Origin of the sequence: Flaviaestuariibacter amylovorans (assembly GCF_039541815.1) — a bacterium.
Taxonomy (GTDB): domain Bacteria; phylum Bacteroidota; class Bacteroidia; order Chitinophagales; family Chitinophagaceae; genus Flavisolibacter; species Flavisolibacter amylovorans.
In genome coordinates this window covers 337248-350073 of record NZ_BAABGY010000002.1, presented here as the reverse complement: position 1 = coordinate 350073, position 12826 = coordinate 337248, and the positions used below count along the sequence as shown (strand labels likewise).

Sequence of the window (12826 nt, the reverse complement as noted above, 5' to 3'; positions counted from 1 at the left end):
GCTTTCGAAATTATTCCGCAAAGATGGCTGCAATTGCAGTGCCGCGCCTACTTGATGTGGATCAATGTTCTTTCTTAACCTGCCTCAAGAGGGCGCCGGGCAGGCCGTTCTACCTTTACAGGGCGGGAGCCGCTCCCGCTTAAAAACGACGACCCCGATGCACCGGAGCGATTTCGGGCATACCGCCGTCAACGGAGTACTTGCCATGACGACCTTATCCGCTTTCAACCGCTTTACGGGCGAGCTTCGTGCCGACGGGCACCTGATGCCCGTGCTTTTTGTAGGCCACGGCTCGCCGATGAACGGCATCGAAGACACGGCCTTCAGCCGGAAGTGGAGCCAACTGGCCCGGAGCATCCCCAAACCCAAAGCCGTGCTGGTGATCTCGGCACACTGGCTCACGCGCGGCACCCGCATCACGGCCATGAACGCGCCACGCACCATCCACGACTTCGGCGGCTTCCCGAAGGAGCTCTTCGCGGTGCAATACCCCGCGCCAGGCGATCCCGCACTCGCAGCGGAGACCGCAGCCCTCCTCTCTTCTACCAAGGCAGAGCTCGACCACGACTGGGGCCTTGACCACGGCGCCTGGACCATCGTCCGCCACATGTACCCCGATGCCGACATACCCGTGCTGCAGCTCAGCATCGACGCCACAAAGGGTCCGCAGTACCACTACGACCTGGCGAAGGAGCTCTATGCCCTGCGCCGCAAGGGCGTGCTTATCCTGGGCAGCGGCAATATGGTGCACAACCTGCGGATGGTGGCCTGGGATCGCATCAACGAACCGGAATTCGGCTACGACTGGGCACACGAGATCAACGATACGTTTAAGAACCTTATTTCCGGCGGCGCGCACGGTCGCCTTATCCGCTACGAGGAGCTCGGCCGCGCCGCGCAGCTCGCCATCCCCACACCCGAGCACTACTGGCCACTGCTTTATACCCTCGGCCTTCAGGGCGCCCATGATCCCGTCTCGTTCTTCAACGACAAAGCCGTTGGTGGCTCGCTCACCATGACCTCGGTGCAATTCGGCTAGATCGCGACCGTAAGCGTCCGCAACCGGTAGGCAGTGCCGCCGGCGAACACCCGCGTGATCCCGGAGGCGTCCGACTCGATCGTTACTTGGAGCAGCGAGGGCGAAGGCACTTTCAGGTGATAGCCCTGCCCGATCCGGTAGTGCGCCCGGCGCTCCGGGTCGCGCGCCCAGAGGTAGCAGCCGAGCGGACCTGCCGCCATACCCGTAGCCGCCTCCTCATCAATGCCATAAGCCGGCGCGAACATGCGGGCCACGGCATCGAGCCCATCGACTCCGCCCCGTACAAATACGTAGAAGCCCACGAGCCCGAAGTGTTCCGACAGTTGCCGTACGAGCGCCTGGTCGGGCACGAGCGCGGCGAGCTCCGCAGCTTTGCTCAGTTCTACCAGCAGGAAGCCGTTGCCTGTGTTGATGATCTCGGGTACCGCCGCAACCGCTTCGGGCGGAATCGCCAGCGCGGTCCGCACCGCGGCGGCCGTCTGCGGATCTACCACGGTAACCCGCGGCGCCGACTGCTCCATGTAGGCCTCGTGGCCGGCAAAGCGGATCGCCCGCAACCCGTCGACGGTTTCCTTGCTGGAGACATCGCCCTGCAAGCGCCCTTGCTGCCGCAGGTAGCTGAAGGTGCCGATGGTGGCGTGGCCGCAGTGGGCGATGCGGCGGGTAGGTGTGAAGAAATCAAGGCGGATATCGGCGAGGCGCGAAGCCGAGGCAAAAGCCGTTTCCGATAACCCTACCTGTGCGGCTACCTGTTGCATCTGGGCCTCGCTGAGCGCGTCGGCGCCGAGTACCACGCCCGCGCCGTTGCCGCCCCTGCCGTCCTGGCTGAACGCCTGGATGATGTGTACGTCGATGTTCATGAAGAATTCTTTTCGCTTGGAGACTGTTTGAGGTAAATGATCATCAGGAAAGGGTGAAAAGGTCGGCCGCAAGCGGCCTCGATGCACGACGGCGCTCCCCGCGCTTGCGCGATCCGATGAGCAGTGATCGAATAAGTCGAACAGTCTCTACGGTCTCCCGCGTGCCGGTGCAGCCCGGTCACCAATCGGTATCAATTGTAGAAACACGGGGACCGGACCGGCTGGCGCATCCAGGCCCCCTTCATTCCCAAACGGCCAAGTGCACAGCAGCAATGGCTGCCGTTTTTGATTTTTATTTTTTACTTTCCGAGAGACGCCGGCTCCGCACGCGGCTCAGGCTTTGCGGCGTGATGCCGAGGTAAGAGGCGATGTAGTGATTGGGCACGCGCTGCTCGATCTGCGGATATTTCGTAATAAATTCCAGGTACCGCTCCCCGGCCGACTTGCTCATTGCAGACTGGATCCGCTGCACCGAGGCGACATAGGCCCACTGGATGAGTTTCCGGAAATGACGCTCGAGCTTCGGCACGGCGGCACACAGGCGCTCGTGGTTTTCGGCCGTCATGCGGAGCACATCGCAGTCCTCGATGCAGTCGATGCTGTACCGCGACGGCGTACCGGTGAAGAAGCTGTGCATGTCGCCCACCCACCATTCCTCGATGCCAAACTGGAGGATGTGCTCCTGCCCATTCTCGTCGACCTCGTAGATCCGCGCGCAGCCCTTCAGGATGAAATACTCGTAGCGGCTCACCTCGCCCTCCTGGAGCAGGAACTGGCGCTTCCGGAACTTGCGGTGCTCGAAAAAGGGCACACAGAGTGCCCGCTCTTCTTCCGTCAGGGTCACATACTTGTCCAGGTGGCGAAACAGCAGCTCGTACATAGCAGGATCGGTGTCCTGCAAGGTACACAACCCGGGCAAGATGCCGAAGCGGCAACCGGGAAGCCCCCGGGAGTACAGGGCCTGCCGGTTGCATTGCCGGGATGAAGGGTGCCCGGTCAGGCGCGGAGCTCCTGCGCGGAGAACTCCGGCACCGGGAAGCGGGCCCCGCCGAGGCGCGCGGCATCGGCGCGGCGCTGGAGCAGGCGATCAACCGCCCAGCGGCCCGACCCGCTCACCAGGAGCGAGAGCGACATCCCGATCGTGAGCAGGAAGAACTCCATGCCCTCGCTCTTCTGGTTGCCGAACCAATTCATGAAGAAGTAGTCGTGCATGGAGGTGACGACAATGCCGCTCATAACGAAAAAGATGGCCAGGCTCCAGAAGCGGGTGGCGAAGCCCAGGATCAGGAAGAGCGGCCCGAAGAACTCGACCAGGATCACGAGGAAGCCTACGATCCAGGGAAGGCCGACGGTGCCGGTGAAGTAGCCCATCGAGCCTTCGAAGGCGAAGCCGCCGAACCAGCCGAGCAGCTTTTGCGCACCATGCGGAAAGAGCACGATGCCGAGGAGGAGGCGCAGGAACAGCGGGGCGCTGCTGCGGGTAGTTGCGAAGAGGATCTGTTTCATGATTGCTTTTTTTATTGACTATCCCGAAAATGGTCGTGAGGCGTCAGGCGTGAGAGGGAAAGTGATTATAGCAGATGCATCCACTGAAATGGCTGGCGTTGCGTGTCTAGTGACTTAATAGACGTATCGCCGTTGTAAACGACTTTGTGCATGCTATGCGCCATCGCAGTACGTTACCGCGTTTCAGAAACCAGCTCCTCCCGCCTGGCGCCTCACGATATCCGGGGTTAATCTTGATCAGGAGTTAGTTAGCGTAAAGAAATTGCTCGTGGATGATGCGGCCGTCCCGCCATTGCTGCACCGACACCTGCGTGTAGTTGCGCACACCCCAGTCCTTGTGGGTATAGTCGTACTGCCAGGTCACGAAGGAAACGCCGTCGCCGACAGCGAGTTGCTTCACCGCCGCACCGCGGAACTCGGTGATGCTGCCAAGGAAGGCGAGCTCGCGCTCCCGGTTGGCATCCTTTCCCAACGTAGGCGGCTGGTTGTTCTCCTGCATGGCCACGTCGTTGTGGTAATACTGTTCGAAGGCGTCCATCATCTTGCCTTCGAGCACAAGCTGGTTGAGGTGGTTGAGCGAGCGCTCGATCTCTGTTCGTGTCATTCTGTGTTGTTTTTGTTGATGCGAAGTTGGCCTGTCCGCAAGGCGGGTTCCAATCACCTGCGGCAAGAAAAAACATGAACACAGGTTCATAAAATGCGGTAACACAGGTGAAGCCAAGGGAGCCGCAGCGCCCGGACCGTTGCCGAAAGCCTGTTGCCTGAAGAAGGTATTCACCTCCGAATGGCACCCGGCCCCACAACTGCTGATCACCCGGCTCAACGGACCATCCGGCCCCGCGATGATCGAAGACCGGAAAGCATCCCAGCCGGCAGCACGCCACAGCATCCCTGATGAGCGCGACTCTTAAACACCCGGCAGACATTCCTGGCTTCACCGCCACTGACCTCGCCGCGCACCAGGCTTTTCGCGTGATCATTCCCCGCAATGCGGGCAAGCTATGAGTGGCGCACGGGCACCACAACGAAACGAAGATGGCGCTCTATGAACGCCGCTTCCGTACGCTCAACGAGCGCTTCCTCACCAGCGTACCGGAGGCAGAACACCGGATCCGGCCCCTCCGCCTCCGCCTCCGCCTGAGCTGCGCGCTCACGCGTACTTCCGGAACAGCACGCAGGCAATGTGCCCGCCAAAGCCGAAGGTGTTGCTCAGCGCATAGCGCATTTCCTTTTGCACGGCAGCGCCGGTAACGATGTTCAAACCAGCGAAGCCTTCCTCGATCTCGTTCGTATTGATGGTCGGCGGCACCCACCCGGTGCGGAGGGCTTCCACGCAGGCGATGGCCTCGATGGCGCCGGCCGCGCCCAGCAGGTGTCCCGTCATCGACTTGGTGGCGCTGATGGCCACGGCGGGCGTTGCACCGAACACCGACAGGATGGCGCTCAGCTCCGAGCGGTCGCCCTGCGGCGTGGAGGTGGCGTGCGCGTTGATATAGTCTACCTCCCCCGGCGCGATCCCGCCTTCTTCAAGCGCAAGCCGCATACCCAGCGCAGCGCCGGCGCCCTCAGGGTGCGTACCGGTAAGGTGATAGGCATCGGAGGCAAGTCCGCCACCCACCACTTCACCAAGGATCCGTGCGCCCCGCGCGGTGGCATGCTCCAGGCTTTCCAACACGAGGATGCCTGCCCCTTCTCCCAACACGAAGCCGTCGCGCTGGCGGTCGAAGGGCCGGGAGGCAGCTGCCGGATCCTCGTTGGCCGTGGAGAGTGCTTTCGAGGCATTGAACCCTCCGATCGACGAGGGCGTAACCGAAGCCTCGGCGCCGCCGGCCAGCATCACATCGGCCTTACCCCAGCGCACCTGGTTGAAGGCCTCGATGATGGCCGTGTTGCCGGCAGCGCAGGCAGAGGCCGTGGTGAAGGAAGGCCCCTGGAACCCGTAGCGGATGGAGAGCACGCCGGAGGCAATGTTGACGATCCGCTTCGGGATAAAGAACGGGTTGAAGCGCGGCGTGCCGTCGCCCGTGACGTAGGCGGCAAACTGCTCCTCGAAGGTGGCGAGCCCGCCGTCGCCCGCGCCGAGAATAACGCCTGCGCGGGTGCGGTCGATGCTGCCGGCGTCGAGGCCCGACTGGCGCAGCGCCTCGTCGGCAGCCGCCACGGCGAACTGGGTAAAGCGATCGTATTTGCGCAGCTCCCCCTTCTCAAAAAGCGGCGCCGGGTCAAAGTCCTTCACTTCGGCGGCGAAGCGGGTCTTGAACCGGGACGCATCAAAGCGGGTGATGGGCCCGGCGCCCGAACGGCCGGCAAGAAGTCGGTCCCAATAAGCGGGTACAGAATTGCCCAGGGGCGTAACGGCGCCCATGCCGGTGATGACTACTCGTTTCATAATGGCGGTCTTTATACGGTTTGGCGGCACAGCAGAACCAGGATGCCTGGCGCTTCGGGCCGCTTTGATGATACTGATCCTATATTATACCGTTCGGTATATTTTTAATCAAAAAAAATCAGGTGGCCAGCTCGTGCCGCACCAGGTGCTCCACCTGCGCGAGCGCCGTTTCGAGCCGCGCCGGGTCGTCCATGATCTTGGAAAGCATGATGCCGCCCTCGATCAGCGCGATGAACAGGGTGGCATAGCGCCCCGCGTCGATGCCCTTGCGGATGCGGCCCTGCTCCTGCCCCTGCACGATCACCTGCGTCACGGCCTTCTCCCAGCTCCTGATGGCGGCCCGCACGCGCGGGCGCAGCAGCGGGTAGTTATCATCGGCCTCGGTGGCAGCATTGAGGACCGGGCAACCGCCCCTGGCAGCCAGCCCCTTGAATGCGGAGCGGTAATATCCTGCAAAGGCAATGAGCTTTGCGGCAGCGTCCACTTCGGAGGCGAGCGCAGCCGCCATGCCCGCCTTGAGGGCCGACAGGTTGTAATCGAACACCGAAAGCGCGAGCTCGTCCTTATTGGCAAAGTTGCCGTAGATGGCGCCCTTGGTGAGGCCGGTGGCCGCCACCACGTCCTGCAGCGATGTATCGGCATAACCCTTCCTGTTGAAGAGCGGTGCCGCTTTCTCGATGATCAGTTGCCGGGTGCGTTCTGCTTTTGATAAGGTCATCCTGCCACAAATATACCACCCGGTATATTCCAGATCCATTTTTTCTTAGAACGGGCGGACGCGCGCGGGAGCTTACTAGGCTCTGCCGCTGCTGATGAGGAAGAACCGGCGGGCGAATTCCTTCAGGTGCTCGTAGGATTGGGGCTTGATGAAGATCTCGGCGCCGTACTTCTCGCAGAAGAGCGCATCGAGCGGGCTGCTCGAAGTGGTGAACACGATCACGTTGAGCTGCTGGAAATCGGGGTTGCTCTTGATGGAGGCGAGCGTTTCGCGGCCGCCGAGCTTCGGCATATTCATATCCAGGATCACGAGATCAGGGAACGCCTTGGCAGACTTTGCCCGCTCGAGATAAGTGAGCGCTTCGAGGCCGTTGTGCGCGTAGTGCACCTCCGCTTCCGGGCAAACCTCCGCTGCGGCCTGGGTAAAGATCTCCAGATCGTCCAGGTCATCATCCACCCAAAGTATCAACTGCCGCGTGCTCATAGTACTGCCGTGCTTTGTTTTCTTACATAAGCCAAAAAGCAGGCCCAAGCTTTTTTACAGCACTGCCCTTTGGGAAAAGTCCAGCGTAAGCTACTGAATATGAACATCTTCGCAAAGTGATTTTTTTCAACGGCCGCGCTGCCGGTTCACGCGCGCCAAGGCCCTGTTTCCGGGTTCCGGCCCTTGCCTTGTTTGCCTGCCCGTTTTATCTTTGCACGCGTTCAATTACTGCCTCGCCTTGGAAAAGAACCTGTCTACCCTCAGCCTGCAGCAGTTGCAGGAACTGTATCACGAAGAATCCCGCCTGCTCCGGAATGCGCTCCTCGAGGGCCGGAGCTGGGAAGAAGTACAGGAGCACCGGCACCACCTGATCGATATCGAAGCCGCCATGCACCGCACAAAGCCGCAGCCCGAAAAGACCCCGCCTGAGCCCGGAAGGGAGCACCGTGCCCCGAGCCGGCCCGATACGGCCGGAAGCACATGAAACGGCCGGCGCAGGGCGCCGGCCGTTTCGAATAAGGGTGTTGTTTCAGAGGTTAGCAAGTCCAGAGTAGGACAATCAATAAGGTCGATAACACCAATAATGCAATACCGTGCCACAAATCGAAAGACACGGAAAATCAATGCTCATCGACCTTCTGTAGCGTCATGAAACAAACGCTATTGCAGAGCGGCACTTCTTGAACCAGGTGTCCGCCCGGTGCGTGCGCCTCGCCGGCTGCCGGCCCCGCCGCTGCGCCCGGAGCCCTCGCAAGACCTCAGCGGGAAACTCGTCCGGTGCCTGCCGTGTGCTCACCGACCGGCTTACCAGTAGATCGAATAAAGGGCGGCCAGGATGCCGCACACAAGCAGGGCGCCCACGGCAAAGGCGGGTGCCATGCGGAACATGCTGCGATCGATCTCGAGGCCCTTCGGGCGGATGCCGCGGCGGTTGTCCCAGAGGCTGATCAGCACCATGCCGATCACGGCGATGCCGAACACGAAGCCCATGCGGTCGAGGAAGGGGATCTCGTACACGCCGTCGGCGTTGGGGTTGGCGAAGCCCCAGGGCGCGAGGAACGAAAGGTCCATGATATTGGGGAGGAACTTGAAGAACAGTGAGAAGGCAAAGCCGCCGATGGTGGCGAAGAGCGCCGCATTCGACGTCGTCTTCTTCCAGAAGAAGCCCAGGATGAACATGGCGAAGATGCCGGGGCTCACGAAGCCGGTGTATTCCTGGATGTACTGGAAGCCACCCTTCTTGTCGATGCCGAGCAGCGGCGCGATCATCACCGCCAGGATCATAGCCACAACCACCGTGATCTTGCCGATGCGCACCATCTTGTCTTCAGATGCGTCCACATTGATCTTCTTCTTATAGATGTCGAGTGTGAAGATGGTGGAGATGGAGTTGGCCTTGCCGGCGAGCGAGGCCACGATGGCCGCCGTGAGGGCTGCGAAGGCGAGCCCCTTGAGGCCGCCCGGCAGGAGGTTGAGCAGCACCGGGTAGGCGCGGTCGGGGTTGATCTCGCCGGCCTGTACCATCTCGGCCTGGAACGATCCCTGCTGGTGCAGCACGTAGGCCGCGATGCCCGGGAGCACCACGATCACCGGCATCAGCAGCTTCAGGAAGGCGGCGAAGAGGATGCCGTTGCGGGCCGTCTTGAGATCCGCGCCGAGCGCGCGCTGCGTGATGTACTGGTTGCAGCCCCAGTAGTTGAGGTTCACGATCCACATGCCGCCGATGAGCACCGTGAGGCCCGGCAGGTCCATATAGTTCTTGTTGTCTTGCTTGAAGATCATGTGGAAGTGGTCGTTGGCCTGCTCGGTCATGATGCGGAAGCCGTTGACGACGCCGGTGGTGCCGAACTTCTCCGACACGAGGTTGAGCGCGAGGTAGGTGGTGACGAGGCCGCCGAGGATCAGGAAGAATACCTGGATCACGTCGGTATACCCGATCACCTTCATACCGCCCAGTGTGATGAAGATGGCGAAGATGGCCAGCAGGTACATGCACAGCGTGGTATTGATCCCCGATATCGAGTTGATGGCCAGTGCGCCGAGATAGAGAATGGAGGTAAGGTTCACCACCACGTACAGCAGCAGCCAGAACACCGCCATGATCATCGCCACCGTGCCGTTGTAGCGCTGGTGGAGGAACTGCGGCATCGTGTAGATCTTGTTCTTGAGGTACACCGGGATGAAGAAGATGGCCACGATCATGAGGGTGGCGGCGGCCATCCACTCGTAGGTGGAAATGGCCAGGCCCATCTTGAATCCCGATCCGCTCATGCCGATGAACTGCTCCGCGGAGATATTGGAGGCGATGAGCGAGGCGCCGATAGCCCACCAGGTAAGCGATCCTTCAGCGAGGAAGTAGTCGTGCGATGCCGAGGCGGTTGCCTTTTTCTTCTTGCGGTAGATGCTGTACCCGTAGATGGAAACGATGAGAAAGTAAAGGATGAAAACCAGGTAATCGCTGTTCTGTAAGCCTTTCATTCATATAGATTTGGTGGTGGCGGAAGCAATTGCGCAATCGTTTGCGCGATCGGAGGCTTAAATATAGCGGTTTATGATGTTCTCCAGCCACTCCTGCCTTCCGCTGCGGGTTTCAGGCTCGCCATTTTCAAGGGCATACCGGCGCAAATCCTCCAGCGACAACTTCCCTGCTTCAAAGTCGGCGCCGGCGCCGCTGTCGAAGCTCGCATAGCGCTCCCGGCGGAACTTCCGGTACTCCGACTTCTCCAGAATGTTATCGGCCACGATGAGCGCGCGGGCGAAGCTGTCCATACCGCCGATGTGGGCATAGAACAGGTCCTCCGGGTCGGTGGAGTTGCGGCGCACCTTGGAGTCGAAGTTGATGCCGCCCCCCTGGAAGCCGCCGGCCTCGAGGATCACGAGCATCGCTTCCGTGAGCTCGTTGCCGTTGTTGGGGAACTGGTCGGTGTCCCACCCGTTCTGGTAGTCGCCGCGGTTGGCGTCCATGGAGCCCAGCACGCCGGCGTCGGCAGCCACCTGCAGCTCGTGGGAGAAGGTATGGCCGGCAAGCGTGGCATGGTTCACCTCGATATTGATCTTGAAATCACCCAGCAGGTCGTACTGGCGCAGGAAGCCGATCACCGTCTCACAATCAAAGTCATACTGGTGCTTGGAGGGCTCGGCCGGCTTGGGCTCGATGAAGAAGGCGCCGGTGAAGCCGTTGCGGCGGGCATAGTCCTTTGCGGTGTGGAGGAAGCGGGCGAGGTGTTCCTTTTCGCGCTTCATGTTGGTATTGAGCAGGGTCATATACCCTTCGCGGCCGCCCCAGAACACGTAGTTCTCGCCACCGAGCTCGATGGTGGCGTCGAGGGCAGCCTTTACCTGAGCGCCGGCATGCGCGAGCACGTGGAAGTCGGGGTTGGTGGCGGCGCCGTTCATGTAGCGCTGGTGCGAGAAGAGGTTGGCAGTACCCCAGAGCAGCTTCACGCCTGTCTCGGCCTGCTTCTCTTTCGCGTAGGCTACCATCGTCTGCAGGCGGCGCTCGTTATCGGCGAGGTCGTCGGTATAGTCCACCACGTCCACGTCGTGAAAGCAGTAGTAGGGGATGCTCAGCTTCGTGATGAACTCGAAGGCGGCGTCCATCTTCGCGTAAGCACGCCCGATGGGGTCCGGGGCCGCGTTCCACGGGAAGATGTGCGTGGGCCCGCCGAAGGGGTCCGAGCCGTTGCCGTTGAAGGAGTGCCAGTAGGCGCAGGCGAAGCGCAGGTGCTCCTTCAGGGTCTTACCCGCCACCACACGGTGCTCGTCGTACCAGCGGAAGGCCAGCGGGTTGTCGGATTCGGGTCCCTCGTACTTGATGGGCGCAATCTGCTTAAAATACGGCTTCGTGCTTTGGACTGTTGTCATGATCATGTGTTTAGGGTGTCCGGGCCGGAGGCGCCGGCCATATGGATATTTTGTAATTGAAGGGCTAACAAGGTCTTCCATTCCTGGTACAGGGCTTCGTAAATCGCGCCGGCCTTCGGCTCGATAAGCGCCAGCGGCGCGCGACCGCTGAATGCCGCTGCAGGTCCGGCATAGAGACCACAGCCTACGCCTGCGCCGAGGGCGGCGCCAGCCGCACCGTCGGTGTCATGTAGTTCTACGGGCACGCCGGTGGCGTCTACGAAGGCCTGTGCGAACACAGGGCTCCGGAACAGATTGGCACGGCCTGCCCGGATCACCGAGGGGCGCATGCCACCCGCCCGCATAATGTCGAGTCCGTAGCGGAACGCAAAGGCGATGCCTTCCTGTGCCGCGCGTACGAGGTGCCCGGTGCCATGCATGTTGAAGTCGAGGCGGTGGCAATGAGCGCCTACGATACGGTTGCCCAGCATCCGCTCGGCGCCGTTGCCAAAGGGCAGCATCCGCAGTCCGTCGGCACCGGGCGCCACTGCGGCGGCCGCCTGGTTGAGGCTTTCATAGCTATGCTGCGCGCCCGCCAGGTTGCGCACCCAGCGGTTGAAGATGCCCGCACCGTTGATGCACAGCAGCACCCCGATACGCGGCGACTCCTGCGTGTGGTTTACGTGGGCAAAGGAATTGATGCGCGACCCCGGGTCGTACTGGAGGGCATCGCTCACCCCGTAGATGACCCCGGAGGTGCCGGCGGTGGCCGCCACTTCACCGGGCTCGAGCACGTTGAGCGAAAAGGCGTTGTTGAGCTGGTCGCCGGCTTTGTAGGCCACAGGGATGCCCGCTTTCAGGCCAAGCCGCGCCGCCACCGGCTCCGACACCCGGCCATGCTCGGAGAAGAGCGGCTGCAGGGTTGGAATAAAGCGGTCGTCGAGGCCGAGGTACTGCATTACGTCGTGGGAGAGACTGTGCTCCCTGAAATCCCAGAAGATGCCCTCGGAAAGGGCCGACACGGTGGTGCCGACGACGCCGGTGAGCTTCATGGCGATGAAGTCGCCAGGCAGCAGGAGCTTATCGATACGGTCGTAGCGTTCCGGCTCGTGCTCCCGCACCCAGGCAAGCTTCGTAGCCGTAAAATTACCGGGCGAGTTCAGCAGGTGGCTGAGGCAGAAGTGCTCGCCGAGCCCGGCAAAGGCCCGCTCGCCGATGGCCACGGCACGTCCGTCGCACCAGATTATGGCGTTGCGCAGCACGTTCTGATCCTTGTCTACGAGCACAAGCCCATGCATCTGGTAGGAAATGCCGATGGCGCCGATATCCTCCGGGTGGTAGCTCCCGGTGGCGTGGCATTTCAGCACGGCCTGCTGCACGTGCTCCCACCAGCCCTCGGGGCTTTGCTCGGCCCACCCGGGGCGCGGGGCGATCAGCTCCACCTCCGTTTCGGGGTAGTGCGCCGAAGCCACGCAGCGGCGACTTTCAGCGTCCAGCACCGAGACCTTGACAGCCGAGGTTCCGAGGTCGATTCCGAGTAACAGCATATCCAAATCTTCTTAGAGGCTTTTAACTTTACCGACCGGCCGGCACGGCCGCAAGCGGCCTTTTCTACGCGGCGGCGCGGCGCACCGAAGCTTCGGGAGAGTCGCGGCGAGAACGGTGAAGAAAAAACATCGTGCATTTCTTCGTTGTGCCGTCGCGCCTTCGCGCGCAGCGGCCGCTTGCGGCCGATCATTCAGGCGTTACCCGAAAGCACGGTAACTCACACAGCCTCTAAAGCTAGGGAAAAGGTAACCGGCCGGTACGTTCACGCTCCGCATTTATTTGCGGAAACGATTGCGGAACAGGAAGGAGCAGCGCGGAAGCAATGCCCTGTGTAGCATGCGCAACATGGATCCGGGGCGCGGCGGGCGGAAGCCCCGCATTCCGGAGATGCATGGCCGGCGAGGCTACCGGCTCAATCATTCACGGCCGATATTCCCGGA

Annotated in this window: 12 protein-coding genes; 2 read left to right on the top strand and 10 right to left on the bottom strand. The window is 61.5% G+C overall.

The annotated features are described in order from the left end of the window. Positions 1–157: 157 nt before the first annotated feature. Entirely contained in the window at positions 158–1039 is an 882-nt protein-coding gene (ygiD, locus tag ABD937_RS03885) for a 4,5-DOPA-extradiol-dioxygenase (RefSeq protein WP_345253564.1), read from the top strand. Here the strand turns inward: ygiD and ABD937_RS03880 are convergent. The 7 genes from ABD937_RS03880 to ABD937_RS03850 form a co-directional block, all read right to left on the bottom strand. After that, on the bottom strand, positions 1036–1899 hold the full coding sequence (locus ABD937_RS03880) for a PhzF family phenazine biosynthesis protein (protein ID WP_345253562.1): 864 nt from the start codon (positions 1897–1899) through the stop codon (positions 1036–1038). The genes ygiD and ABD937_RS03880 overlap by 4 nt on opposite strands. Positions 1900–2191: 292 nt before the next feature. Further along, complete coding sequence (locus tag ABD937_RS03875; protein WP_345253560.1) at positions 2192–2779, bottom strand: Crp/Fnr family transcriptional regulator; 588 nt, start codon at positions 2777–2779, stop codon at positions 2192–2194. Between the two features lie 116 nt (positions 2780–2895). Then, the gene (locus tag ABD937_RS03870) at positions 2896–3405 is read right to left on the bottom strand and encodes a DoxX family protein (protein WP_345253558.1); all 510 of its coding nucleotides are present in this window, start codon (positions 3403–3405) and stop codon (positions 2896–2898) included. 244 nt (positions 3406–3649) lie between these two features. Continuing rightward, positions 3650–4009 (bottom strand): SnoaL-like domain-containing protein, encoded by a 360-nt coding sequence (locus ABD937_RS03865; RefSeq protein ID WP_345253556.1) that lies wholly within the window; start codon positions 4007–4009, stop codon positions 3650–3652. 546 nt (positions 4010–4555) lie between these two features. Beyond that, a complete protein-coding gene (gene fabF / locus ABD937_RS03860) occupies positions 4556–5794 on the bottom strand; it encodes a beta-ketoacyl-ACP synthase II (RefSeq protein WP_345253554.1) in 1239 nt (412 codons plus the stop codon). Between the two features lie 118 nt (positions 5795–5912). Next, a complete protein-coding gene (locus tag ABD937_RS03855) occupies positions 5913–6512 on the bottom strand; it encodes a TetR family transcriptional regulator C-terminal domain-containing protein (protein WP_345253553.1) in 600 nt (199 codons plus the stop codon). 75 nt (positions 6513–6587) lie between these two features. After that, positions 6588–6995 (bottom strand): response regulator, encoded by a 408-nt coding sequence (locus tag ABD937_RS03850; protein WP_345253551.1) that lies wholly within the window; start codon positions 6993–6995, stop codon positions 6588–6590. Between the two features lie 238 nt (positions 6996–7233). Between ABD937_RS03850 and ABD937_RS03845 the strand changes: the two genes are divergently transcribed. Next, positions 7234–7479, top strand: a complete 246-nt coding sequence (locus tag ABD937_RS03845) for a hypothetical protein (RefSeq protein ID WP_345253550.1) — start codon at positions 7234–7236, stop codon at positions 7477–7479. Positions 7480–7799: 320 nt separating this feature from the next. On the opposite strand, the gene ABD937_RS03840 is transcribed toward ABD937_RS03845, so the two are convergent. The 3 genes from ABD937_RS03840 to ABD937_RS03830 are packed head-to-tail and all read right to left on the bottom strand — an operon-like array spanning position 7800 to position 12385. Then, on the bottom strand, positions 7800–9473 hold the full coding sequence (locus ABD937_RS03840) for a sodium/sugar symporter (protein WP_345253548.1): 1674 nt from the start codon (positions 9471–9473) through the stop codon (positions 7800–7802). 57 nt (positions 9474–9530) lie between these two features. Continuing rightward, positions 9531–10859 (bottom strand): xylose isomerase, encoded by a 1329-nt coding sequence (gene xylA / locus ABD937_RS03835; protein WP_345253547.1) that lies wholly within the window; start codon positions 10857–10859, stop codon positions 9531–9533. Between the two features lie 2 nt (positions 10860–10861). Then, positions 10862–12385, bottom strand: coding sequence for a xylulokinase (locus ABD937_RS03830; protein WP_345253546.1), 1524 nt, complete (start codon positions 12383–12385; stop codon positions 10862–10864). Positions 12386–12826 lie beyond the last annotated feature (441 nt).

Excerpts from the sequence above, each read along its gene's own strand:
- ygiD (WP_345253564.1), top strand. The coding sequence starts at position 158 with ATGCACCGGAGCGATTTCGGGCATACCGCCGTCAACGGAGTACTTGCC.
- ABD937_RS03880 (WP_345253562.1), bottom strand. The coding sequence starts at position 1,899 with ATGAACATCGACGTACACATCATCCAGGCGTTCAGCCAGGACGGCAGG.
- ABD937_RS03875 (WP_345253560.1), bottom strand. The coding sequence starts at position 2,779 with ATGTACGAGCTGCTGTTTCGCCACCTGGACAAGTATGTGACCCTGACG.
- ABD937_RS03870 (WP_345253558.1), bottom strand. The coding sequence starts at position 3,405 with ATGAAACAGATCCTCTTCGCAACTACCCGCAGCAGCGCCCCGCTGTTC.
- ABD937_RS03865 (WP_345253556.1), bottom strand. The coding sequence starts at position 4,009 with ATGACACGAACAGAGATCGAGCGCTCGCTCAACCACCTCAACCAGCTT.
- fabF (WP_345253554.1), bottom strand. The coding sequence starts at position 5,794 with ATGAAACGAGTAGTCATCACCGGCATGGGCGCCGTTACGCCCCTGGGC.
- ABD937_RS03855 (WP_345253553.1), bottom strand. The coding sequence starts at position 6,512 with ATGACCTTATCAAAAGCAGAACGCACCCGGCAACTGATCATCGAGAAA.
- ABD937_RS03850 (WP_345253551.1), bottom strand. The coding sequence starts at position 6,995 with ATGAGCACGCGGCAGTTGATACTTTGGGTGGATGATGACCTGGACGAT.
- ABD937_RS03840 (WP_345253548.1), bottom strand. The coding sequence starts at position 9,473 with ATGAAAGGCTTACAGAACAGCGATTACCTGGTTTTCATCCTTTACTTT.
- xylA (WP_345253547.1), bottom strand. The coding sequence starts at position 10,859 with ATGACAACAGTCCAAAGCACGAAGCCGTATTTTAAGCAGATTGCGCCC.
- ABD937_RS03830 (WP_345253546.1), bottom strand. The coding sequence starts at position 12,385 with ATGCTGTTACTCGGAATCGACCTCGGAACCTCGGCTGTCAAGGTCTCG.